The 21,966-nt window shown below is 71.4% G+C and carries 20 protein-coding genes; 6 read left to right on the forward strand and 14 right to left on the reverse strand.

Annotation, left to right across the window (positions count from 1 at the left end):
* Nucleotides 1-82 precede the first annotated feature (82 nt).
* Genes AB0N03_RS21875 through AB0N03_RS21895 form a run of 5 tightly spaced genes read right to left on the reverse strand, consistent with a single transcriptional unit; the run spans nucleotide 83 to nucleotide 5,883 of the window.
* Nucleotides 83-1,825 (reverse strand): aldehyde dehydrogenase family protein, encoded by a 1,743-nt coding sequence (locus tag AB0N03_RS21875; RefSeq protein ID WP_364374543.1) that lies wholly within the window; start codon nucleotides 1,823-1,825, stop codon nucleotides 83-85.
* The gene (locus tag AB0N03_RS21880; protein WP_364374546.1) at nucleotides 1,822-2,895 is read right to left on the reverse strand and encodes an isocitrate/isopropylmalate family dehydrogenase; all 1,074 of its coding nucleotides are present in this window, start codon (nucleotides 2,893-2,895) and stop codon (nucleotides 1,822-1,824) included. The genes AB0N03_RS21875 and AB0N03_RS21880 overlap by 4 nt, the downstream gene beginning before the upstream one ends.
* On the reverse strand, nucleotides 2,892-3,809 hold the full coding sequence (locus AB0N03_RS21885; RefSeq protein ID WP_364374549.1) for a GDSL-type esterase/lipase family protein: 918 nt from the start codon (nucleotides 3,807-3,809) through the stop codon (nucleotides 2,892-2,894). Before AB0N03_RS21885 ends, AB0N03_RS21880 begins: the two co-directional genes overlap by 4 nt.
* Nucleotides 3,806-4,996 (reverse strand): ornithine--oxo-acid transaminase, encoded by a 1,191-nt coding sequence (gene rocD, locus AB0N03_RS21890; RefSeq protein WP_364374552.1) that lies wholly within the window; start codon nucleotides 4,994-4,996, stop codon nucleotides 3,806-3,808. The genes AB0N03_RS21885 and rocD overlap by 4 nt, the downstream gene beginning before the upstream one ends.
* Nucleotides 4,993-5,883: a MurR/RpiR family transcriptional regulator gene (locus AB0N03_RS21895; protein WP_364374555.1), complete on the reverse strand. Its 891-nt coding sequence runs from the start codon at nucleotides 5,881-5,883 to the stop codon at nucleotides 4,993-4,995. The genes rocD and AB0N03_RS21895 overlap by 4 nt, the downstream gene beginning before the upstream one ends.
* 69 nt (nucleotides 5,884-5,952) lie before the next feature.
* Here AB0N03_RS21895 and AB0N03_RS21900 point away from each other — a divergent pair, with 69 nt between their 5' ends.
* Nucleotides 5,953-7,104: a C45 family peptidase gene (locus AB0N03_RS21900; RefSeq protein ID WP_364374558.1), complete on the forward strand. Its 1,152-nt coding sequence runs from the start codon at nucleotides 5,953-5,955 to the stop codon at nucleotides 7,102-7,104.
* On the opposite strand, the gene AB0N03_RS21905 is transcribed toward AB0N03_RS21900, so the two are convergent.
* The 6 genes from AB0N03_RS21905 to AB0N03_RS21930 all read right to left on the reverse strand — a co-directional run bounded on the left by AB0N03_RS21905 (nucleotide 7,099) and on the right by AB0N03_RS21930 (nucleotide 14,819).
* Nucleotides 7,099-8,487 (reverse strand): family 2B encapsulin nanocompartment shell protein, encoded by a 1,389-nt coding sequence (locus AB0N03_RS21905; protein WP_364374560.1) that lies wholly within the window; start codon nucleotides 8,485-8,487, stop codon nucleotides 7,099-7,101. The two genes, AB0N03_RS21900 and AB0N03_RS21905, sit on opposite strands and share 6 nt — an antisense overlap.
* A gap of 5 nt (nucleotides 8,488-8,492) precedes the next feature.
* The gene (locus AB0N03_RS21910; protein WP_364374563.1) at nucleotides 8,493-9,896 is read right to left on the reverse strand and encodes a family 2B encapsulin nanocompartment shell protein; all 1,404 of its coding nucleotides are present in this window, start codon (nucleotides 9,894-9,896) and stop codon (nucleotides 8,493-8,495) included.
* A gap of 28 nt (nucleotides 9,897-9,924) precedes the next feature.
* Entirely contained in the window at nucleotides 9,925-11,040 is a 1,116-nt protein-coding gene (locus AB0N03_RS21915) for a family 2 encapsulin nanocompartment cargo protein terpene cyclase (RefSeq protein ID WP_364374566.1), read from the reverse strand.
* A gap of 25 nt (nucleotides 11,041-11,065) precedes the next feature.
* A complete protein-coding gene (locus tag AB0N03_RS21920; protein ID WP_364374569.1) occupies nucleotides 11,066-11,917 on the reverse strand; it encodes a geranyl diphosphate 2-C-methyltransferase in 852 nt (283 codons plus the stop codon).
* 294 nt (nucleotides 11,918-12,211) lie between these two features.
* The gene (locus AB0N03_RS21925) at nucleotides 12,212-13,063 is read right to left on the reverse strand and encodes a DUF3152 domain-containing protein (protein ID WP_364374571.1); all 852 of its coding nucleotides are present in this window, start codon (nucleotides 13,061-13,063) and stop codon (nucleotides 12,212-12,214) included.
* Nucleotides 13,064-13,832: 769 nt separating this feature from the next.
* Nucleotides 13,833-14,819, reverse strand: a complete 987-nt coding sequence (locus AB0N03_RS21930) for a polysaccharide deacetylase family protein (RefSeq protein WP_364374574.1) — start codon at nucleotides 14,817-14,819, stop codon at nucleotides 13,833-13,835.
* A gap of 194 nt (nucleotides 14,820-15,013) precedes the next feature.
* Here AB0N03_RS21930 and AB0N03_RS21935 point away from each other — a divergent pair, with 194 nt between their 5' ends.
* Nucleotides 15,014-15,940, forward strand: a complete 927-nt coding sequence (locus AB0N03_RS21935) for a hypothetical protein (protein WP_364374577.1) — start codon at nucleotides 15,014-15,016, stop codon at nucleotides 15,938-15,940.
* A 140-nt stretch (nucleotides 15,941-16,080) separates the two neighbouring features.
* On the opposite strand, the gene AB0N03_RS21940 is transcribed toward AB0N03_RS21935, so the two are convergent.
* Together AB0N03_RS21940 and AB0N03_RS21945 are read right to left on the reverse strand one after the other, a co-directional pair.
* The gene (locus AB0N03_RS21940) at nucleotides 16,081-16,551 is read right to left on the reverse strand and encodes a hypothetical protein (RefSeq protein ID WP_364374580.1); all 471 of its coding nucleotides are present in this window, start codon (nucleotides 16,549-16,551) and stop codon (nucleotides 16,081-16,083) included.
* A gap of 811 nt (nucleotides 16,552-17,362) precedes the next feature.
* The gene (locus AB0N03_RS21945; protein ID WP_364374583.1) at nucleotides 17,363-17,785 is read right to left on the reverse strand and encodes a WGxxGxxG family protein; all 423 of its coding nucleotides are present in this window, start codon (nucleotides 17,783-17,785) and stop codon (nucleotides 17,363-17,365) included.
* 268 nt (nucleotides 17,786-18,053) lie between these two features.
* Between AB0N03_RS21945 and AB0N03_RS21950 the strand changes: the two genes are divergently transcribed.
* From AB0N03_RS21950 to AB0N03_RS21960, 3 genes are all read left to right on the forward strand, one after another.
* On the forward strand, nucleotides 18,054-18,395 hold the full coding sequence (locus AB0N03_RS21950) for a hypothetical protein (RefSeq protein WP_364374586.1): 342 nt from the start codon (nucleotides 18,054-18,056) through the stop codon (nucleotides 18,393-18,395).
* Between the two features lie 310 nt (nucleotides 18,396-18,705).
* A complete protein-coding gene (locus tag AB0N03_RS21955) occupies nucleotides 18,706-19,074 on the forward strand; it encodes a hypothetical protein (protein WP_364374589.1) in 369 nt (122 codons plus the stop codon).
* A gap of 322 nt (nucleotides 19,075-19,396) precedes the next feature.
* Nucleotides 19,397-19,750 carry a hypothetical protein gene (locus AB0N03_RS21960; RefSeq protein ID WP_364374592.1) on the forward strand — a complete coding sequence of 118 codons (354 nt, stop codon included), beginning with the start codon at nucleotides 19,397-19,399 and terminating at the stop codon, nucleotides 19,748-19,750.
* A gap of 46 nt (nucleotides 19,751-19,796) precedes the next feature.
* On the opposite strand, the gene AB0N03_RS21965 is transcribed toward AB0N03_RS21960, so the two are convergent.
* Entirely contained in the window at nucleotides 19,797-20,888 is a 1,092-nt protein-coding gene (locus AB0N03_RS21965) for an AI-2E family transporter (RefSeq protein ID WP_364374593.1), read from the reverse strand.
* 129 nt (nucleotides 20,889-21,017) lie between these two features.
* Between AB0N03_RS21965 and AB0N03_RS21970 the strand changes: the two genes are divergently transcribed.
* Nucleotides 21,018-21,959 carry a glycoside hydrolase family 43 protein gene (locus AB0N03_RS21970; protein ID WP_364374595.1) on the forward strand — a complete coding sequence of 314 codons (942 nt, stop codon included), beginning with the start codon at nucleotides 21,018-21,020 and terminating at the stop codon, nucleotides 21,957-21,959.
* The last annotated feature ends 7 nt before the right edge of the window (nucleotides 21,960-21,966 follow it).

Here is a 21,966-nt window from a genome sequence, read left to right on the forward strand (position 1 = left end):
GGAAACGGAATACCGAAACGGTAGGTCCGTTTTCCTTTCTCCGTCAAGAAGTGCGTGCCGACCGAAACTTTCGAATTGCGGGTTATTCCGAAACTTTCGCGTGTTCGGCGTCGACGCGGGTGGTCACGCCCGTCTCGACGATCGTCCTCGTCGCCTCCACCGACGCGTACGTCCACAGGATGCGCATCGGCTCGGTCGCCGACGCGTTGCGGAACCGGTGCGGGGTGCCCGCGTCGACGTACGTCGTGTCGAACCGCTCGAGGTGGTGCTCGGTGCCGTCGATCTCCACGATCGCCGAGCCTTCGAGGATCACCACGCTCTCCGGGCAGTTGTGCGTGTGCAGCGGAATGCCCGCGCCGCCCTCGAAGTGCGTGGTGCCGTTGAGGAACACCCGCGCGCCGATCGCGCGGGTCACCAGGGGCACGGTGCTCGCGCCGCCACCGCGGTTGTGCGCGGGCAGCGACCCCGGGCGCAGGACCGCCGGCGCGAACGACGTCGACCCCGGCCCGCGCCACACGGTCTTGGTGTTGGTGAACTCGCGGATCCCTTCGGCACCGAGCTCCCGGCCGTACCCGGACTTCTTGATGCCGCCGAACGGCAGCCGCGGGTCGGAGGCGACCATCCCGTTGACGAACACCGCGCCGGCGTCGAACCGGCGCACCAGCGCGGCGGCCCGGTCGAGGTCGCGCGTCCACAACGCCGCGCCGAGACCGAACTCCGTGCGGTTGGCCATCGCGATCGCCGCGTCCACGTCGGCGACCCGCGTGATCGCGGCCACCGGCCCGAACGTCTCCTCGTCGAACGCCGCCATGCCCGGCGTCACGTGGTCGAGCACCGTCGGCGGGTAGAAGAACCCGGGCCCGTCGGCCGGTTTCCCGCCCAGCAGCAGGGAAGCACCCGCGTCGACACTCCGGCGGACCTGGTCGTGCAGCGTCTCGCGCAGGTTCTCCCGCGCCAGCGGGCCGACCTCGAGAGCGGCGGCCGCGGCGGTGAACTCCCGGACGAACTCGTCGGCCACCGCGTCTTCGACGATGAACCGCTTGGCGTTGACGCAGCTCTGGCCGCCGTTGACGAACCGGGCCTTGACGGCGGTGGCCGCGGCCGCGGGCACGTCGGCGTCGGCCAGCACGACGAACGGGTCGGACCCGCCCAGCTCCAGCACCTGCTTCTTCAGCGCGGCACCGGCTTGGGCGGCGATGATCGTGCCGACCTGCGTCGACCCGGTGAAGGTGACGGCCGCGATCCGGTCGTCGGCGATGAGGTCCGCGACGGCGTCGGATTCCACGAGCAGCACCTGGACGAGCCCGTCGGGCGTTCCGGCGTCCCGCACGACGTCGGCGATGGCCAGCGCGCACTGCGGCACGTTGCCCGCGTGCTTGAGGACGATCCCGTTGCCCGCGGCGAGCGCGGGCGCGGCGAAGCGGAAGAACTGCCAGAACGGGTAGTTCCACGGCATCACCGCCAGCACCACGCCGAGGGGGTCGTGCACGACCACGCTGTCGGGCGGGATCGGCCGGTCGGCGAGGTAGGTCGCCGCCTGTCCGGCGTAGTGCTCGCACGTCACCGCGCACTTCTCGATCTCGGCTTCGGACTCGGCGAGCGGCTTGCCCATCTCCGCGGTGATCAGCCGGGCGTACTTCTCCTTGCCCGCACGGAGAACGCGGGCCAGCTCCCGCAGCAGCCCCGCCCGTTCGGCGACGTCGAGGGTGCGCCAGCGCGCCTGGGCGCCGACGGCCGCGTCGAGCCCGGTCTCGATGTCCACAGTGGACTGCGGCGTGAACCGGGCCAGCTCGGTGCCGGTGGCCGGGTCGACGGACAGGATCATCGGGCGCTCACCTTCGTCAGGGCGTGGGCGACGGCCTCGGCGAACCCGGCCGTGCCGAGGGTGCCGCCGAGGTCGCGGGTGCGGGTGGCGGGGTCGTCGAGCACGGTGTCGACGGCGGTGGTGATCAGCTCGGCGGCCTTGACCAGGCCGGGGTCGTCGTCGCGGCGGCCGCGCCAGTCGAGCAGCATCGCCGCGGAGAGGATGAGCGACGTCGGGTTCGCGACGCCGAGCCCGGCGATGTCGGGCGCGGACCCGTGCTGGGCCTGCCCGACGCAGAGGTCGTGGCCGGCGTTGATCGACCCGCCGAGGCCGAGGCCACCGGACAGCTCGGACGCTTCGTCGGAGAGGATGTCGCCGAACATGTTGGTGGTGACCAGGACGTCGAAGCGGTCCGGGGTGCGGATCAGCAGGGCGGCCGTCGCGTCGACGATCAGCTCTTCCAGCTCCACGTCGGGGTAGCGCTCGGCGACCTTCCGGACCTCGCGCAGGAACAGCCCGTCCGACAGCTTGAGCACGTTGGCCTTGTGCACCGCGGTCACCTTGCGGCGGCGGCCGCGCGCCAGCTCGAACGCGGCGACGGCCACCCGCTCGGCGGCCTTCGCGCTCACCTTGCGGACCGACAGCGCGAGATCCGGGTCGGGCATGAACTCGCCGGTGCCCGCGTGCATGTTGCGGTCGGAGTAGAAGCCTTCGGTGGTCTCGCGCACGATGACCAGGTCCATCGGGGCGCGCAGCAGGCTCAGCTCCGGCCGCGAGCGGCACGGCCGGACGTTGGCGAACAGCTCGAACACCGTCCGCAGCTCGGCCGACGGGTTGATGCCGCCCTCGGCGCGCGAAGGGTACTCGTAGTGCGACACCGGGCCGAGCAGGACGCCGTCCACCTGCGGGATCCGGGTCATCACCTCGGCGGGCAGGGTGGTGCCGCCGGTTTTCAGCGAGGCCAGTCCGATGGCGCGGGTCTCGAACTCCAGGCCGAGGCCCAGGTGGCGGTCGGCGGCGGCGAGGACGTCGAGGGTGGCGTCGGTGATCTCGGGGCCGATGCCGTCGCCCGGCAGGACGAGGATCTTCATGGGTGGCGTCCTTCGGTTTCGGGGAGCAGGGCGGCGAGGTGCGGCCGCATCCGGTCGGCGATGAGGCGGTAGCCGTCGGGGCCGGGGTGCAGGCCGTCGGCGAGGAGCCCCGCGTCGGCCGGGCCGAGGATCGAGAGGCCGTCGACGACCGGCAGGCCGTGCGCGGCGTTCGCGACCTCCGTCCGCACGTCGGCGAGGGTGAGCCCGAGCGCGTTGGGCTGCCGCTCGCGGTCGGGGGCGTGCAGGGGAGTGGTGAGCAGGATCGGGGTGTCCGGGTGGCCGTCGCGGATCGTGCGGACGAACCCTTCGAGCGCGGGCCCGAGCGAACGGGCGGAGAACGACGCGGCGCCGTGGATGTTGACGCCGACGCACAGGCTGATCACGTCCGCCTCGGTGTCGCGGAGGTACCGGGCCACCACGGGATCGAGGTGGCATTCGCCGGCGAACCCGAGGCAGCGCAAGGACCAGCCGAGTTCGGTCGCCACCCGGGCGGGCCAGGTCTCCGACGGCCCGGCGGCCAGCCGGCACTGGGTGATCGAGCTGCCGTACGCGATCCAGCGCGGGCCCTCCGGCACCGGCGTCAGCTCGCCTTCGAGCCTGAATTCGCCCAGGCTGACGTGGCTCGACTGCGGGAGCCAGATCGTCACGCGCTTGCGGCCGGCCGGCAGGTCGTCGACGTCGACCGTGGGCGAGCGGCTGACGAGGTCGCCGTCGACCACGACGTCGACGTCCCCGTCGGTCTTGACGTCCCAGCCGAACCCGCGCGCGTCGGTGCCGAACTCAAGGCGCACCCCGGCGGGCATCAGCGCGGCGTCGTCGAGCCGCGGGGGCAGGGTCCCCGAAGGCAGCCGGCGGGGGACGAGCCGGCCGTCCTCCTCGACGAGTTCCGCGTGGCCGCGCAGGAAATCCTTCACGAGCCGAGCTCCTCGGCGAGCTGCGTCACGGCGTGGCGCAGGTCCGTCTCGTCGATCACCAGCGGCGGCGCGAGCCGGATCGTCGAGCCGTGGGCGTCCTTCGCCAGCACGCCCCGCCGGAGCAGTCCTTCGCACACGTCGCGGCCGCTGCGGCCGAGGACGTCGACGCCAGCCCAGAGGCCGAGCGTGCGCACTTCCCGGACGTTCGGCAGTCCGGTGAGGAGACCGGCGAAGACCTCGCCCAGCTCGGCGGCCCGGCGCTGGGGTTCGCCGGTCGCGAGCTTGCGGACGACGGCCGTGCCGATGGCGCAGGCCAGCGGGTTGCCGCCGAACGTGCTGCCGTGCTGGCCCGGCTGCAGGACACCCAGCACCTCGCGGCGCGACACCACCGCCGACAGCGGGACCAGGCCGCCGCCGAGAGCCTTGCCGAGCAGGTAGACGTCCGGCACGACGCCGAAGTGTTCGCAGGCGAAGGTCCGCCCGGTCCGGCCGAGCCCGGACTGGATCTCGTCGGCGATCATCAGGACGTCGTTGCCGGTGCAGGCTTCGCGGACGGCGGCGAGGTAGCCGGCCGGGGGCAGGAGCACGCCCGCTTCCCCCTGCACCGGCTCGATCAGCACCGCGACGGTGTCGGCGGTGATGGCCGCGCGCAGCGCCTCGGCGTCGCCGAACGGGACGGTGTCGAACCCCGGCGTGAACGGGCCGAAGTCCGCGGTGGCGACCGGATCGTCGGAGAAGCTGACGATGGTGGTGGTGCGGCCGTGGAAGTTGCCGCCGGCCACGACGATCCGGGCGCGCCCGGCGGGCACGCCCTTGACCGTGTAGCCCCACTTCCGGGCGACCTTGATCGCCGTCTCGACGGCTTCGGCGCCGGTGTTCATCGGCAGCACCATGTCCATGCCCGCCAAGGCGGCCAGTTCTTCGCTGAAGGTGCCGAGCCGGTCGTGGTGGAACGCGCGGCTGGTCAGCGTGAGCCGGTCCAGCTGCTCGTGGGCGACGGAGAGGAGCTCCTTGTCGCCGTGGCCGAAGTTCAGGGCGCTGTACCCGGCGAGCAGGTCGAGGTAGCGCCGGCCCTCCACGTCGGTGACCCAGGCACCCCGCCCTTCGGCCAGCACGACCGGCAGCGGGTGGTAGTTGCGGGCGGTGCCGGCCTCGACGCGGCTGATTTCGTCGGTCGTCGCGCTCACGGGCTCTCTTTCCGGGGTTGGCGGGTGGTTCGGGTCTGGCTGAGCTCGGACCGCAGCCCGGTCAGCAGTTCGGCGCGTTCGGTGGCGCGGGCCTCGTCCTTCGCGCGCACCGCGAGCACGAGGGCGTCGGTGAGCACCTGGGCCGGCAGGCCTTCGCCGGTGGAGCCGGTGGGGCTGTCGACGGAGAACAGCGAGGCGTGCACGCGGTCGGCGTACACGGGCACGAGGGAGTCGGAGATCAGCACGGTCCGCGCGCCGACGGCGGCGGCGTGGTCGAGCACGATCTCCAGCTCGGCGAGCAGCCGGCTGGGGGAGTACAGGACGACGACGTCACCGGGGCCGAGCTCGAGCAGGTCGTCGGCCAGGCGGAAGCCGGTGGCGCCGCTGACCCGGGCGCGCCGGCCGATGCGGCGCAGCCGCAAAGCGAGGTAGGCGGCGACCGATTCGGACGGGCCGATGCCGAAGGCGAGCACGTCGCGGGCGTCGGCGAGGGTGGCGACCGCCGTGTCGAACGCGGCCTCGGTGGTGAGCCGCCAGGTGTCCGCGAGCCGCTGCGCCGCTTCGGTGAACACGCGGTCGAGCAGGGCGGCGGTGGCCGAGACCTGCTCGTCCGGACGGCCGGGCGGGGGTACCGGGCTCGTGGCCCGCACCACCTGCCGGGTGAGGCTGTGCCGCAGTTCCAGCAGGCCCGCGTAACCCAGCGAGCGGGCCGTCCGGACGACGGTCGCGTCGCTGGTGCCGGCGGCCGCCGCGATCTGCTCGGCGGTGGCGAAGATGGCTTCGCGGCTGTGGGTGCGCAGGTACTCCGCGACCTTCCGCTCCGCCTTCGACATCAAGGCCAGCCGGCCGGTGATCCGGTCCTGCAGCGACAGCTCTGTAGTGTCCATGTCAGTCATTGACTTCCCTGTAGGAATGACTACATAGTAACGCACCAGTCATTCGATGCAAGGTCTGTAATGACCACTACATTCCGCCCGGAGGAGCTGCCCGTGCCGACCGTTCCGCTGCTGGAGCTCAGCGGCTCACCTGCCGAACGTGGCCGTGACCACGGGGAAGCGGCGCGAGAAGAGATCGCCCGCTCACTCGACCACTACCGGCGCTCGTTCGCCCTCAAGCCCGGCTTGGCCTGGGCCGACGTCGTCTCGCGGGTCGGGCCGTGGCGGAAGCTCGTCGCCACCCACGCACCTGATCTGCTGGAGGAGATGGACGGCATCGCGGCGGGCGCCGGCGTGCACCCGGACGAGGTGCTCGCGCTCAACGCCCGCGGCGAGATCGCGCGCAACCACGCCAGCGGCTTCACGGAGATGGACGGCTGCTCGTCGTTCGCGCTGCTGCCCGAAGCGACGGGCGACGGTCACGTCTACTGTGGACAGAACTGGGACTGGCGGGCGGAGACCGAGGCCACGACCGTGCTGATCCGGATCGTGCAGCCGCCCAAGCCGACGGTGATCATGCAGGTGGAGGCGGGGCAGGTCGGCCGGCACGGCGTCAACTCGGCGGGCCTCGCGCTCAACGCCAACGGTCTCGACGGCGCGTTCGGCACCCCGCCCGGCCTGCCGCAGCCGGTGCTGCGCCGCCTGATCCTCGACAGCCCGACGTTGCGCGACGCCTTGCGCGTGCCGTACGCGTTTCCCCAGCACATCGCCACGAACCTGCTGTTCACCCACCGCGACGGGTTCGCCCTCGACCTGGAGACGACGCCGCTCGATCACCGGTGGGGCTATGCGTCGGACGGCGTCCTGGTGCACGGCAACCACTACCAGTACGGCGTTCCGGCTGCCTTGGCCGGCCGGTACCGGCCGGCCGCGGTCGACTCGCTGTACCGGGTTCCGATCATCGAACGCGGGCTCGCCCGGGCGTCGGCCGCCGTGGACTCCGCCGGGGTGCGCAAGGTCGTGCAGGCGACCATGAGCGACCACTTCGGGCACCCGCACGGCGTGTGCGCGCACCCCCGGGAGGGCGATCCGGACGTGCGCCGCTACAAGACGACCATGAGCAGCCTGGTCGACCTCACCGCGGGGGAGTACCGGGTGCTGCGCGGGAACCCGTGCGAGGGCGAGTACCAGGTGCTGCCGTGGAACATCGCCGACGGCCCGGGCGGGTCATGAGCCGGTTTCGACGTGGTCGAGGACGCCGAGTGCGTCCGGGACCAGTACGGCGGCGGAGTGGTAGGCGCTGACGAGGTAGGACGTCACGGCGTGGTCGCTGATGTTCATGAACCGGACGTTGAGGCCGGGCTGGTATTCGTCCGGGAGTTGCTGGGGGCGCAGGCCGATGACGCCGGCGTCGTCTTCGCCGGTGCGCATGGCGAGGATCGACGTGGTGCCGGTGTCGGTGATGGGGATCTTGTCGCAGGGCAGGATCGGGACGCCGCGCCAGGTTTGGACGCGTTTGCCGTCGAGGACCGCCGGGTCGGGGTAGATGCGTGCCCGGGTGCATTCGCGGCCGAACGCGGCGATGGCGCGGGGGTGGGCGAGGAAGAATTTCGTTTTGCGGCGGCGGCAGAGCAGGTCGTCGAGGTCGAGTGGTGTGGGTGGGCCGGTGCGGGTGGTGAGGCGGTGTTTGAGGTCGGCGTTGTGCAGGAGCCCGAAGTCGGTGTTGTTGATCAGTTCGTGTTCTTGTCGTTCTCGCAACGCTTCGACGGTGAGCCGCAGTTGTTGTTCGAGCTGGTTCATGGGGTTGTTGTAGAGGTCGGTGACGCGGTTGTGGACGCGGAGCACGGTTTGGGCGACGGCGAGGTCGTACTCGCGGGGTGAGGGGTCGTAGTCGACGTAGGTGCCGGAGAGGATCGGCTCGCCGTCGTGGCCGGCGGAGAGGTCGATGCTGGCTTCGCCGGCTTTGTTTTGTGGTTTCCGTGGGCGTCCGTTGGCTTCGGCGACGTGGTTGCGGAGTGATTCGGATCGGCCGTTGAGCCGGGCGTACGCCGAAGCGGGCAGGACCAGGGCGATGACGTGGGTGGCGGCGCGTGCGGTGAAGTTCCACCGGGCGTCGTCGCGGGTGAGGAGTTCGGCGCCGAAGTGGTCGCCGTCGGTGATGGTGCCGAGGTGGGTTTCGTCGCCGTATTCGCCGCGGCCGTGCTGGGTGACTTTGCCGTGGGCGATGAGGGTCAGGGTGTCGAGCGGTTCGCCGGTGGTGGTGATGGTGGCGCCGGGTTCGTATTCGCGTTGTTCGAAGGTGTCGGCGAGTGCGGCGAGGGCTTGTTCGTCGCCGAAGCCGTGCAGGAGTTCGAGTTCGGTGAGTTCGGCGGGGATGACCTGGACGCGGGTGCCGGTGGTGTAGAAGCTGACTTTGCCGTCGCCGATGGTGTAGGTGAGGCGGCGGTTGACGCGGTAGCTGCCCGCGGGTACGTCGACCCAGGGGAGCTGGGAGAGCAGCCAGCGGGTGGTGATGCCGCGCATCTGCGGCAGCGTCTTGGTCGTCGTGGTCAGCGTCCGGGCAGCTGTCACGCTCAGCGACAGCTGCACGGACGTCGTTTCCTCCGTCACCGTCACCGGTCTCAGCCCTCCCGGCCGAGTTCGGCGCTTTCCAGCACGGCGAGCGCGTCGGGCACCAGCACGGCGGCGGAGTAGTAGGCCGACACGAGGTAGGAGATGATGGCTTGCTCGGAGACACCCATGAACCGGACGTTGAGCCCCGGCTGGTACTCGTCCGGCAGCCCGGTCTGGTGCAACCCGACCACGCCCTGCGCTTGCTCCCCGGTGCGCATCAGCAGGATCGAGCTGGTGCGGGTCTCGGTGACGGGGATCTTGTTGCAGGGCAGGATCGGCACCCCCCGCCACGCCGGGACGTGGTGCCCGCCGAAGTCGACGGCGTCGGGGTAGACGCCGGCTTTGGTGCATTCGCGGCCGAACGCGGCGATCGTCTTGGGGTGGGCGAGGAAGAACCCGGGGTCCTTCCAGACCAGGGCGAGCAGTTCGTCGAGGTCGTCGGGGGTGGGAGGGCCGGTGCGGGTGGGGATGCGCTGGGCGAAGTCGGCGTTGTGCAGGAGCCCGAAGCCGGTGTTGTTGATCAGTTCGTGTTCCTGGCGTTCCCGCAGGGCTTCGATGGTCAGCCGCAGCTGTTGCTCGATCTGGTTCATCGGCTGGTTGTAGAGGTCCGCGACGCGGGAATGGACCCGCAGGACGGTCTGGGCGACCGACAGTTCGTATTCGCGGGGTTGGGCGTCGTAGTCGACGAAGGTGCCGGGCAGTATCGGTTCGCCGTCGTGGCCGGAGGCGAGGGAGATTTCGGCTTCGCCGTGGTCGTTGCGGGCACTTGAGCCGCCGGCGGTGAATGCTTCCAGGTGGGTTTGGAGGGTTTCCGAGCGTGAGAGGACGTCTTCGAACACGTCCCTGGGTAGTGAGAGGACGGTGCAGGTGGTGACGGCCTTGGCGGTGAATTCCCAGATCCCGTCGGCCTGGGTCAACGCGGTTTCGCCGAAGTAGTCGCCGTCGGCCAGGGTGCCGAGGACGGTTTGGTCGCCGTAGGCGCCGGTGCCGACCTTGGTGATTTTGCCGTGGGCGATGAGGAACACCTGGTCGGCCGGGGAGCCGAACTCGACCAGGACGTCGCCGGGGGTGTATTCGTGTTGGCCGAAGCGGGAGGCGAGTTCGGTGAGGACGTCTTCGTCGTCGTAGCCGCGCAGGGGTGCGAGTTCGCCGAGTTCGGGGGGGATGACGCGGACTTCGGCGCCGGTGGTGGTGAAGGTGACCCGGCCGTCGCCGACCGAGTAGGACAGGCGGCGGTTGACGCGGTAGGCGCCGCCGGAGACCTCGACCCAGGGCAGCAGCTTGAGCAGCCAGCGGGAGGAGATGCCCTGCATCTGCGGGACCGACTTGGTCGTCGTGGCCAGGGTGCGGGCCGCGGCCCGTCCGAGGCTCAGCGGCGCCTGCTCGGATTCCACCGGGTCGGTGACAGTCACAACGAGAACCACCCAATCGATTCGTAGGTCAAGACTGGTAACGGGGATTGGTGGCGTGCCAAGTGAAACCGCCGCCCATCCAGGAACGGACACCCACGAGGAACCGCTGCAGCTCCGGCGACGGCACCGCCATCAGCTCGCGGTGGCCGTCTTCGAATTCGTGGACGATCTTGTTGTGCAGCTCGACGGTGGCCTCGACCGCCTCCTCGACCGAGCAGCCCCGGTCGGCGGCGATCTGCAGGACCATGTTGCAGACCGGCTTCTCGTCGGCGGCGTCCTTGGCCACCGAATGCAGGTCGTTGACCAGCACCGACGCCGTCCCGGCCCGCATCATCGCCTCCCGCACGCGCGGGTCGTAGTAGAACGGCGCGGGCAGCTCGTAGCCGCCGACGGCGTCGACGAGGGTCATCGACGTGTAGAAGCTGTCGTGCTGGCGGGCCGCCAGGTACTCCCACGCGGGTGGGTAGCGGCCGGTGTGGCGCCACGCCGCGTAGGCGTCCCAGCTGACGAACATCGCGAACGTCGAGTAGCAGACCCGCTGGACCAGCACGGGGGAACCGTGCCGGCCCAGGTGGTCGATCGCGGAGTGCAGCCCGACGAGGATCGGGTCCGCCTGGAGCGCCTCTTCGAGGGGCGCCGAGAACTCCCCGGCCGGCGCGACCGGGTCCATGGCCGCCATGACGAGCGCCAGGCGTGGCGGCAGTTCGGTCGGCGCCGCGCCCAGCGTGCTGTCGTCGGCGTAGTAGTCGTCGGCCGCCCACCACGTCGCGTTCAGCTGCGCCGCGACGAGCAGCCGGTCCGGGTCGTCGCAGTCGGGGTGGGCGAGCATCACCAGCCGGCCGAACCCCGCGTGGGCGACCTGGTCGAGGCCCGCGCCGGTGAACCCGCAGTCGGCGGCCCACCCGACGAGCCGCCGGTCGACCTCCCCGGCGAGGGCTTCGTCGATCCGTCCCTGGACCGGGCAGTACAGCGGCGGCGCGCTGCCGTCACCCCACGGCAGGTGGGCGTAGGCCGGGTCCTGCCCGGGCGCCGGCGCGAACTGCGTCGCGATCCGCGCGGCGGCCGTGCCGAGGCCGAACGGGCCCGCGAGCAGGCTCGCGGCGCCCCCGTTCGTCCACTGTGGACACGCGGTCCCGGTCGTCATGGTGCTCTCCCTCGGCACGCCCGCCTCAGACGCGGTCGGCGGCGATGAGCAGGTAGTGGAAGCTGCCTTCGCGGTACGCGGTCAGGAACGGCTTCTCGACCCCGGTGGCGACCGAAGACTTCTCCCGCAGCTCCCAGTACGGGATCGTCGCGGCCGTCAGGTCGACGACGGTGATCGGAACGAACCCGTTGTCCGACAACGCTTTGAAGTAGTCGCCGCGGGCGTGGATATTGCAGATGTAGTGCTGGTCGATCTGGCTCACCGCCCGCGATCGGCCACCGGTGACGTCGTTGTAGCACCCGGTGATCGTGACGTACCGGCCGCCGGGCTTGAGCTGCCGCGCGTGCTCGGCGAACAGCTCGTGCAGGTCGACGTACATCGTGCTCTCGTTGTTCCAGATGCCCTGGAACACCCCGGATCCGAAGCCGGTGTCGAGCATGTTCTTCAGGTGGTAGCGCACCGAGCCGTCGATCCCGCGCTGCCGCACGTGCTCGTTGGCGAACCCGACCTGCTGCTCGGAGATGGAGATCCCGTCGACCTGGCAGCCGAAGCGCTGGTGGGCCATGACACTGGTGCCGCCGCGGCCGCAGCCGGCGTCGAGCAGCCGGTCGCCCGGGCCGATCGGGCCGAGGTGGTCGAGGAGGACGTCGGCCTGGGCGGTCTCGAGCCGGTGCATCTCGTCGATGATCGCCTGGTCGCGCCGGTCCGCGGGGGTGTCGAGGACGGCCGGGTCGTAGTCGCCGAGGCCGTAGTGGTGGTGGTAGAGACCGTCGACATCGCCCAGCCGGAGGTTCACCGGGTCCTTCTCCGCGTTCCAGTAGTCGGCGACCGACTGCTGGTACGCGGTGCGGGTCACGGGCTGGTCGAGAGCGGTCATCGAGAAACTCCTCGTTCGATTTGCCTTGGGGTACAAGGAAACGGACCGGGCACCCGGCTTTGTCCCCTCACCACTGACGCTAGCGAGGAAAGATTCACGCGGACAAGGAGCTTCACTCGGGGTGGCCGGGCGTGGCCCGTCTGGCGCAGCGGCATCCTGCGCGGGGTGGTCCGCGGTGGACTTGAGGACCTCTTTCGGGACTGAGCACACCTCGTTGGGATGACGCGGGGCGACGGTGAGTCGTTACCCCGTCGGTGGTGACGCCGGCGTCGGGGCGGCCCGCCCGGGTGCCGGTCAGGAGACCCAGGGGTTGGGGCGGCAGACCGCGCCGTCCGGACGGACCCGCGTGGCGGCGCCGGGTTCGGCGCGGTTGAGCTCGGCGAGGTAGGTGTTGGAGAGGCCGAAGGTCTGCTGCATCATCACCGGCGCGAGGGCGCCGGGGGCGGGGCAGCCGACGTGCCCGAAGCCGAGCGCGTGGCCCATTTCGTGGTTGATCGCGTAGGTGCGGTAGCCGGCGAGGTCGTCGGGGAAGGAGTGCGCTCCCCGGATCCAGCGGGCGAGGTTGACGACGATCCGGTGGCTGAGGTGGCAGGACGAGTCGTAGGGGATCGCGAACCCGCAGAGCCGCCGGCTCGTGCCGGGGGTGGTGAGGCTGATCCGCACTTCCGGCCGAGCTTCGGGTCCGGTCTCGCGGCGGAACTTCACCCGCCCCTGGCCGATCCAGCCGCGGTGGTCGTCGAGGATCATGTCGACCTGGGCCGCGAATCCCGGGGCGTCGACGCCGTCTTCGATCTCGACGGTGTAGGTCAGTTCTTCGGCACCGGTGCCGGCGAGGGTGTTGGGGCCGGGAACGACGTGCCAGGTACCGGAGCCGGTGGGGGTGACCGGCGGGCCGTCGGGCAGCTCGGCGGGCTCCGGCGGACGCGTGGTGACGGGCGCGACGGCCGGCGAAATCGGCGACGGAGTACCGCCGAGCTGCCGCGGCTCGGCGGCGCGGGGGATGAGCAGCAGGGCGACGGCGAGAGCGATGGCGAAGACGAGCACCGCGGGTGCCCACCACGTGACCGGTGGGGGCGGTGCTTGGGGTCGGTCCGTCTCCGGGGTCTCCAGTTCGGGTGGAAGGGTGGCGCTCGGGGGCTCGGTCATCGGGGGCAGAAGGGGGTGGATCGGCTCCGGTGACGGGTGCCCCGGCTCCGCCGGCCACACGATCGCTGCCGGTGCCGGTGCCGGTGCCGCCGGTGCCGCCGGTGCCGGCGGTCCGGGTGCCGCAGTGGGGGCAGGCGGTGCCGGAGATGTGGCCGCGCGCGCCAGAGGTTCCTTCGCCGCCGGGATCGGTTGTGCCGCCGATGGTTCAGATGGTGCGACCGCTGGGGGCGGCTGCTGGCATGGCAGTGGTTCGGTCGCGGGGCCGGTGTGGGCCGGTGGATGCGGCGCCGTGGCCAGTGGTTCGGCTGCGGGGGTCAGCAGCGGCGCCGCGGGTCGTGGTTCAGGTGGCGCGATCGGCCGGGGTGCTTGCTGTTCTGGCGGTGGCTCGGCCGCGGGGGTTGCGTGGGCCGGCGGGTGCACTGCTGCGGCCGGTGGTTCGGGCGGCGTGAACACGTGGGGCGGCCGCTGCTGTGGCAGTGGTTCGGCCGCAGGGGTTGCGTGGGTCAGCAGCGGCACCGCGGGGCGTGGTTCAGGTGGCGCGATCAGCTGGGGCGATCGCGGTTCGGCCGCCGGAGTCGCCTGGGCCGGCGAAGACACCGCCGCCCACGGCTCGGAAGGCGTGGCCGTCCGCTGCCGGGGCACCGCCGCGCCCGCTCGGCGGAACCGCAGCCGGCGCCGGGGCCGTGGTACTCCCGCCGCCGGGGGTTCCTCCTCGAGCCGCGCGGCCGGCCGGGGCCGGGGCTGCGGCAGCCAATCCACCCGCGCCGGCTCAGTAGGCAAGGCCCACGCTCGCACAAGCCGGGGCCGGGGCCGGGCCCGATCGGGGGTACGCCACCGTCGCCGGGTCGCCGTCCGATGTGTACCGATGTCCGCTGGGCGACGCGAGCACGTCGAGCCAGTGCGACGACCCGTATTCCGCCTCCGATCCGGTCGACTGCGAGCGGATCCGCGGGATCGCCCCGGGATCGAACCCGGCGGAGCACGGCGCCGGCGCCGGCCCGGCGCCGACCAGCAGCACGCCGTCGTAGGAATAGCCCGGGCCGCGCAGCGCCAGCTCCGCACGCCGCGGGTGGACGCCGTACGGCAGCGCCAGCGTGCGGGGCCGGTAGTCGCGGAGCGCCGCGTCCTCTTCGGCGATCGCCGTCGTCACTTCGCTTTCCGACGCCTTGCGCAGGTTCGTGTGGTGGCGCGTGTGGTTGCCGATCTCGAAGCCGTGGTCGGCCAGCCAGCGCAGCTCGGGCCCGCCGTCCGCCGCGCCGAACGGGTGCTCGTTGACGTACAGGCTCGCCACCGGCCGGAACCGCGGGTGCGCGGCCGCGACGTCCAGCAGGATCCGGACCGCCGTCCCCGCCGCGGGCTGCCCCTGCGGCGTCAGGCCGAACACGCTCGGGTCGCCGTCGTCGAAGGTCAGGACCACCGGGTGCGACCCCGCCGGGAGGTCGAGCCGGTGGGTCACCAGCTCGGCCGTCGTGACCGGGACGTAGTCCTCCGCGGCCAGCCGCTCGAGCTCCGCCGTGAAGTCCTCGGGCGTGCGCTCGTACACCGACCGCGGCCGCGCGACGATCCGGTGGTACATCAGGATCGGCACCCGGCCGAGCTCGTCGGCGCCGACCTGGCGCGCGGACGCGGGCGTGACGCGGGCGGACGTGGCGGCGGGCGCCGGGGGAGACGCCGGCGCCGCCGCGGGAGCGGGAGCACCGCAGGCCGCCACGGCGAGCAAGGCGAACCCGGCGCCGAACCGGAAAAGAAAACGCATGCGGGAAGTGTGGTGCCGGCCGCGTCCGCGCGCGGGCCGATGCACCGGGTCGGGTGAGCCCGACTTTCCGCCGCACCGCTCGAAAAAGCGCGATTCCGCAGGAAGAGGCCCTGATCGCGAAAGACGCCCGGCCACGATGCGGTGATCATCGGCGACGGCGTTTGGACGAAGATCACCGCGGGTATTTCCCTGCGATGGTCCCGAAAACGGCGCACGCCGCCTTCGATCGACGTCTGGTGCTCACCGCCGCGCTCGCGGGTCTGGCGGCGAGCGCGTGCGGTGCGCAACGGCGGGGGCGCGCCCTCGCCGTGCCGGTCACCGCGTCCCCCGCCCCGCCGACGCCACCGGCGGACCCGCTCGCGACGAACCTGCTCGTCGGCTTCTGCGGAGCGCCGGGCTCGAAGGCACTCGGCCGGATGACGGGTGACCTCGCGGCGGCGAGCGACGAGCTGCGTCAACGGATCCGCGCGTTCCCGGCGGACCGGCCGGTCACGCCGGTCGTCGAGCTGATCGCGACCACCGTGCACCGCTCGCCCGGCGCCGACGGCATGTACCGCAGCCGCGGCGCGGAGGAGACCGTGCGGGATTACCTCGATGCCGCCCGGGCCCTGAACGGCTTGCTGCTGCTGAACATCCAACCCGGCCGCGCCGATTTCCTGCCCGAGGTCAAGGCCTACGAACGCTGGCTGACCGAGCCGGACGTCGGCGTCGCCCTCGACCCCGAGTGGGCGGTCGAGCCGGGCGTGGTGCCGGGGAAGAAGTTCGGCCGCACGACCGGCGACGAGCTCGACGGCGTCGCGCGGTACCTCGGCGGCCTGGCCGAAGCGCACCGCCTGCCCGCCAAGGTCATGGTGTACCACCAGGTGGCGTCCTCGGTGGTGCGCGACGAAGAGCTCCTGCGGCCGCACCTCGGCGTCTCGCCGGTGAAGGTCGTCGACGGCATCGGCTCGGCCGCGGCCAAGCAGGCGACGTGGAAGACGCTGATGAAGACCAAGCCCGACCACGTGCGCCCCGGCTTCAAGCTGTTCTTCGACGAAGACACCCGCCGCGGCGCCGCGTTGATGAGCCCGGCGCAGGTGCTGGCGCTGGGCCCGGCGCCCGCCTACGTCGTCTACGAATAGCCGGAGAACGCGAGAAAGCCCGGTGCGGATCCCGCCGCACCGGGCTTTTTCGCGAGGGCGAAGACGACGAAAGCCCGGTGCGGGGAGGTGAGCCGCACCGGGCCATCGCCGGCTGTCCGTCCGGGGGTTCCGATCGGTCCCTAGCCGATCGGGACGGGCAGCCCGCCGAGAAGGTCGTTCACCAGCGCGGACAGCGAGATCAGGACCCGCTGCAGCAACGCGTTGAGGAGGGCCGACACCGGCGGCAGCCCTTGGCGGGCCTTGAGCTCCGTTGCCAGCCGGTCGACGCCCTCGCGTGCTTCGGTGTTCTGCTGCTGGGCCGTGGCCGCGGTGTCGCGGGCGTCGGCCTGGATGGTGTACCGCTTGCCCTGGGCCAGATCCGTGAGCAGCGGGTCGAGTTCGGCGAGGGTGGCCTGCGTGCCGGGCACGTTGCCCTGGTCCGCTCGTGAAACCAGCTGATCGCGCAGGCTCTGGACCTCCGCGGCCGCGCTCGTGGTGCTCGACGACCCGCTGCCGCCGGGGCCGCCCGCTGTCGCGACGCCCACCCCGGTCAGGGTCACCGCCGCCGCGGTGAGGAAAACGGTGACCGCCCGAGCCAGTGCACTTTTCATGTCCTACTCCTCCGGAATTCCGATGACGACTCCGATCATGGTGATCTCCGGACGTCATTACCGCGAGCGGATCCCCGGGGCACCGGCGGGGTCGATGATTTCGCACGGTGCGCGCCGCTCCGGAATCCGCGGAACAAACATCAAGTTCGCGTGAAGCCGGTGGCCGGCAATTCGCCGCACCCATCACGGCACGTGACGAGGTCACTCGTTCGGGAGTATCGGTTACGATGAATGGCTGAATCAGCCCGATTTTTCTTACGGAAGGTATGGCTGGGTGGTTCTCGCGTGGTCCCGAAGCTTCACCCGGTCGGGACGTTTATTAGCGGAACTATCGGGTAATCATGCGAATTTGCCATGGGGCGGAAAGCCACTCTTAAGAAGGGTACGGCGCAAAATCACTTCTTGCGCGCTGAGTGCATCGCTAATCTGAGTGGCGGCCGCCGGGCCGGTTTCCGGCCGATCGGCGGCTTCCTCGGTGCCGAGACCTGACACAAAGGCGCCATCGGGAGAACGCGGAAACACAGAACGTCCCGGTGCCACGGGCACCGGGACGTTCTGTGCGGGAGAAGAAGAGGGGGAGCGCGGTGGGGGGCGCCAGTCGGAAACGGCTGCTCGGAGGGTTCCGGGTGCGCGGATGGTTTCGGTCCCGCGGTGTCGACGCCCCGCAGGGATTTCAGCCGAGAACTCAAGTACGCGGAGGGCTTCGCCCCCGCGGTGCCGGCACCCCGCACGAGATTCAGCCGAGAACTCGGAGATCCACGGAGTTCGGGGCGCAGGGTGCCGGCAGCCCGGGCGGGTTTCGGCCGAGGCCTCAGACGCCCGGCGGGGTGCGCCGCGGTTCGGCGGGCGGGTACGTGTTCGCCGGCGGCGTCGCTTCGGCCGGCGGGTACGCCTCGACCGGCGGAGCCGCCGTGGTGCGCGAAGCCGCTTCGGCGCGCGGAGCCGCCTCCCTGCGCGGAGTCCTCCCCGCCGCGGGATACCCGGCCATCGCCTCGGTCTTCGGCCCGCGCCGGACCAGGCCGGCCAGGCCCAGCAACCCGACCAGGCCGAGCAGGCCCCACAGACCGTTGTCGTCGTTGTCGTCCTGGATGGTGCCTCCGTCGTCGTCGGCCTGGTGCGCCACGACCACGGCCGGTGCCGGTGCCGGTGCCGCCGACGCCGGGACGGCGCCGGTCACGGCGATGGCGCCCGCTGCCACGCAGCCGGCGAGCAGGTTCCGTGCGGTTCGCTTCATCTCGGTTCTTCCTTCCGTTGGGGCGGACGATCACCGTTCGCGTACCCCCGTCGCCCGGCTTCACACCGGTTGTCACGGGAACGGGCGACGATTCCCGGTTCCGGACCCGGTTTCCCGCGCGCGCAAGCCGTTTGTATGCTGGACCCCGGTTCAAGCAGGAGCCGCGGGAGGACGTCCGCGTCCGCCACCGGTCGCTCCCTTCCCTTTTTCGCGCTGCCGCGCATCCGTATCGGGAAACACCGTCCACTGCCGTGGATCCGGGGGAGGAATGAACAGTCAGCTCGTGGTCGCCCCACTGGGGGCGACCTTTTCGCCACGCCTGATCTGCACCACCGGCGACCGCCTGATCCACCCGGCGGACGGCCGCAACGACCTCGCCAGGATCGTGGTGCGCTGGGCCCGCGCCTGGGTGCCCGAGACCTGGCCGGCCCGCCAGTACTTCGCCGCACTCGGCATCGGTGATGACGAAAACCCGTGTTACACCGACGAAAATGTCACAGGATGGCACCTCGTGGAGCCCCGCCCCGGCTCGCTCGCGTGGCGGGTGCGGTCGGGCGAGATCGACGTGACCACGGCACTCACCGCGGAAGCGGAGGCCTGGCCCGGCTAGGAACCATCGGTACGACAGCTCTGCGTCGCCTCTCTCCGAGGCGGCGCAGGGCTTTTTCGCGTACCTGCAATAGTTTTTGCGAAACAACTGTTTCGCGCGCACGATGGCAGAGGAAGAGATTGGCGCGAAAGAGAACGTCGCGTAACCCGTTAGGGCCACTACTAGGCCGGTCAGGGACCCGCGGCACCCACACGATGGTGGAATGAAGTGGAAACGGTGCCGGGACGTCAGTACGTTTCCCTCACACGGGTCGGAGAACACACCTTCATTGCCGCCCCGTCCGACGCAATCGTCAATCGAGGAGTAGTCCATGCTGAAGAAGATCGGCTTCGTCACGGCCGCCGCCGCCGCCGGCGCGTTCCTGGCCGGCGGCGTCGCCGCGGCCGGCACGCCGGACGGCCACGACCACCACGGCCACCACCTCGGCGGTTACGACCACATGGGCCAGGTCGGCCTCGTCAACCTGAACAACACCGACGTGCTCCACAACGTCAACGTCACGCCGGGCATCTGCGGCAACGACGTCAACGTCCTCGGCGTCCAGGTTCCGATCCACGACTCGCTCAACGGCATCGGCGTGCCGATCCTGTCGCCGGGCGGGAGCGAGGCCAGTGGCGAGTCGCCCTACAACTGCGCCGCGAGTGCCGTGACCGACGGCGGCACGAGCCAGGACAACTGAGTTTCCGTGCCGACGCTGCCCGCTGTGTGTGCGGACGCCGGCCGAGGCACGGGAATCCGGCGATCCGCGTAGACGTCGTGACGCGGGCCCGGAGCACGGAGCGAGCTGCACACTCCTGTTCCGCGTTCCGGGCCCGCCGCGACGCCGGGCGTTGCCGGCACGGGTGGGACCGGTCACGACCTGGAGAAGTGCGCCGGTCCCACCCGGCGTGAACCGCACGATAACCGACTTCACCGGGCCCGGCGAACCGAAGCCGGGCCCGGTTCCCTTTCCCCGATCCCCCGCCGGACCCTCCGGCGGGTCTGTAGAAGGAGTTTCTTTAGTGATCAAGCAGCTCGGCTTCGTCGCCACCGCCCTCGCCGCCGGGATGGCGGTGCTCGGTGGATCCGCGTCCGCGGCGCCCCTCACCGTCGGCGGCCAGCCGGTCGACCAGACCGAACAGTTCGGCCTCATCGGCAACGTGCAGGACCTCGACGCGGTGCACAACCTGAACGTCGTCGGCGGCGTCTGCGAGAACGACATCAACGTGCTGGGTGTGCAGGTCCCGGTGCACGACGTCGCGGACGGCATCGGCGTGCCGGTGCTCTCGCCGGGCGAGCACGAGGCGGAGGGTGACACGCCGGACAACTGCGCCGCCGGCAGCATCGCGGACGGCGGGACGGCTCAGGGTCACTGACCGATCCCACCGGAACCGCCGCGCGGATGCCCCCCGCGCGGCGGTTTCACGTCCGGTCCAGCCGGTGCACGGCCACTTCCCGCACCACCAGGAGCACGGCCGCCGCGACCGGCACCGCCACGAACGCGCCGACCACCCCGAGCAGCTCGAAGCCGAGCAGCACCGCGACGACGGTGACGAGCGCCGGGATCCGGACGGCCCGGCCGACGATCTTCGGCAGCAGCACGTAGTCCTCCAGCAGGCGGTAGCCGACGAAGAAACCGGCGGTGGCGAGGCCGACGGGCGTCGACACGGTCAGCGCGACGAGCGTCGTGCCGGCCCCGGCCGCCACCGAACCCGCGACCGGAACGAGGTCGAGGACGGCGACGAGCAGGGCGAGCACCAGCGGGTAGGGCACGCCGAAGCACCACAGCCAGGCGAACGTCAGCACCCCCGCGATCAGCGACACCACGACGTTGCCGACCAGGTACGCCCCCACCTTCCGGAAGACGGCGTCGCCGATCAGGATCACGCGGGGCCGTCGCGAACGCGGGGCCAGCCGGTAGAGCGCCGTGCGGACCCGCGGGAAGTCGGCGATGAAGTAGGTGCCGAGCACGACGACGATCGCGGCGTCGCCGAGCACGCCGGCGAGCGACTTGGCCACGTCCGTGAGGTGGATGCCGCGGAAGGTGGCTTCGAGCCCGAAGGTCTCGTTCGCGCGACCCAGAAGTGTGCCGGGGTCACGCAGCAGGGCGAGGTAGCGCGGTGCGCCGTCCCGCAGCTGTGCGATCTGGTCGGAGAGGGGAACCGCGGCGCCGGCGACGGCCGCGGCGAAGACGGCGACCCCGGTCACGACGACCACCCCGGCGGCGAGCGCGCGGGGCATCCGGCGGGTCAGCCGGGCGGTCACCGGTTCCAGCCCCACCGCGATGAAGAACGCGATGCCGATCAGGAGGAGCGCATCGGACGCCGCGAGGACGACCTCCACGACCGCGACCGTGACGACCACCCCGGCCGCGGCGGTCAGCCCGGCGAAGAACGGCGACCGGCGATCGAGCGGCTTTCCGGGCGTGCCCAAGGGCTTTTCCTGGCCCGCGGCAGCTCCTTCGGCCTCCCCGACGGCGTGGCCGGCGCGGTAGGCGCCTTTCGGTGCGTGCATGAGACGGCGGCTACCCCGGCGGTGGCTGCCCGAATCCACCCGATCCGGGCGCGCGGGCAAGTCCACGCTTCCCGGTGACGGCGTCCCCCACCGTTTGCCGAATCCCTTGAACTGTCAACAGAATCGCTTATGAGCGTCAAGAACCTCGTGCTCGCTCCCGTCATCGCCCTTTTGGCCGCCTTCGCGGCCGGCCCGGCGGCGGCGGCCATCAGCGCGCCGCGGCTGCTGATCAACCAGGACTTCCCCGACCCGGACGTGGTGAAGACCGCGGGCGGCTATTTCGCGTTCTCGACGACCACCGGATCGGGCCGGATCCCCGTCGCGACGGCGTCGGCGCCGGACGGACCGTGGCGCATCACCGGCGACGCGCTCGGGGCCGTTCCCGCGTGGGCCAAGCCGGACGGCGGGTTCTGGGCGCCGGACGTCACGCAGCTGCCGGACGGCACGTTCGCCCTGTATTTTTCGGGCGCGCGCACGACCGACGGGGAGATGTGCCTCGGCGTGGCGACCGCGTCGAAGGCGGCCGGGCCGTACACCCCGGTCGGTGACCAGCCACTGGTCTGCGCGCCCGAGGACCACGGCGACATCGACCCGCAGACGTTCGTCGACGCGGACGGAACCCGTTACCTGCTGTACAAGAGCGACGGCGGCGCGACCGGGGCGCCGGCGGCGATCTGGACGCAGAAGCTGCAGGCCGACGGGCGCACGCTCGCCGGGCCGCGCACCGAGCTGCTGCGCGCCGACCTCAACGCGGAGAAGGCGGTCGTCGAGGCGCCGTCGGTGGTGAAGACCGCGAGCCGCTTCCTGCTGTTCTACTCGGCGGACACGTTTCAGAGCTCGGGCTACCACACGTGTTACGCGTCCGCGCCGACGGCGAACGGCCCGTTCGTGAAGGCCGACGCGCAGTTCCTGTCGACCGAGCTCCTCGGCGCCAAAGTGGACGCCCCGGGCGGCGCCGACGTCGTGGACGGCCACATCTACTTCCACGGCTGGCTCGGCGGCGCCCGCACGGCGCGCGGGTTGTACTCGCTGCCGATTTCGTTCCCGAACGACGTGCCGCAGCTGGGCTGAACGAGTC

The organism is Amycolatopsis sp. NPDC051061 (assembly GCF_040682935.1).
In the GTDB taxonomy this organism is placed as follows: domain Bacteria; phylum Actinomycetota; class Actinomycetes; order Mycobacteriales; family Pseudonocardiaceae; genus Amycolatopsis.

Coding starts and splice junctions, on each gene's coding strand:
- AB0N03_RS21920 (WP_364374569.1), bottom strand. CDS start 11,917: ATGACCGCTCTCGACCAGCCCGTGACCCGCACCGCGTACCAGCAGTCG.
- AB0N03_RS21970 (WP_364374595.1), top strand. CDS start 21,018: ATGAGCGTCAAGAACCTCGTGCTCGCTCCCGTCATCGCCCTTTTGGCC.
- AB0N03_RS21900 (WP_364374558.1), top strand. CDS start 5,953: ATGACCACTACATTCCGCCCGGAGGAGCTGCCCGTGCCGACCGTTCCG.
- AB0N03_RS21950 (WP_364374586.1), top strand. CDS start 18,054: ATGAACAGTCAGCTCGTGGTCGCCCCACTGGGGGCGACCTTTTCGCCA.
- AB0N03_RS21875 (WP_364374543.1), bottom strand. CDS start 1,825: ATGATCCTGTCCGTCGACCCGGCCACCGGCACCGAGCTGGCCCGGTTC.
- AB0N03_RS21940 (WP_364374580.1), bottom strand. CDS start 16,551: ATGAAAAGTGCACTGGCTCGGGCGGTCACCGTTTTCCTCACCGCGGCG.
- AB0N03_RS21945 (WP_364374583.1), bottom strand. CDS start 17,785: ATGAAGCGAACCGCACGGAACCTGCTCGCCGGCTGCGTGGCAGCGGGC.
- AB0N03_RS21880 (WP_364374546.1), bottom strand. CDS start 2,895: ATGAAGATCCTCGTCCTGCCGGGCGACGGCATCGGCCCCGAGATCACC.
- AB0N03_RS21895 (WP_364374555.1), bottom strand. CDS start 5,883: ATGGACACTACAGAGCTGTCGCTGCAGGACCGGATCACCGGCCGGCTG.
- AB0N03_RS21955 (WP_364374589.1), top strand. CDS start 18,706: ATGCTGAAGAAGATCGGCTTCGTCACGGCCGCCGCCGCCGCCGGCGCG.
- AB0N03_RS21925 (WP_364374571.1), bottom strand. CDS start 13,063: ATGACCGAGCCCCCGAGCGCCACCCTTCCACCCGAACTGGAGACCCCG.
- AB0N03_RS21915 (WP_364374566.1), bottom strand. CDS start 11,040: ATGACGACCGGGACCGCGTGTCCACAGTGGACGAACGGGGGCGCCGCG.
- AB0N03_RS21965 (WP_364374593.1), bottom strand. CDS start 20,888: ATGCACGCACCGAAAGGCGCCTACCGCGCCGGCCACGCCGTCGGGGAG.
- AB0N03_RS21935 (WP_364374577.1), top strand. CDS start 15,014: ATGGTCCCGAAAACGGCGCACGCCGCCTTCGATCGACGTCTGGTGCTC.
- AB0N03_RS21930 (WP_364374574.1), bottom strand. CDS start 14,819: ATGCGTTTTCTTTTCCGGTTCGGCGCCGGGTTCGCCTTGCTCGCCGTG.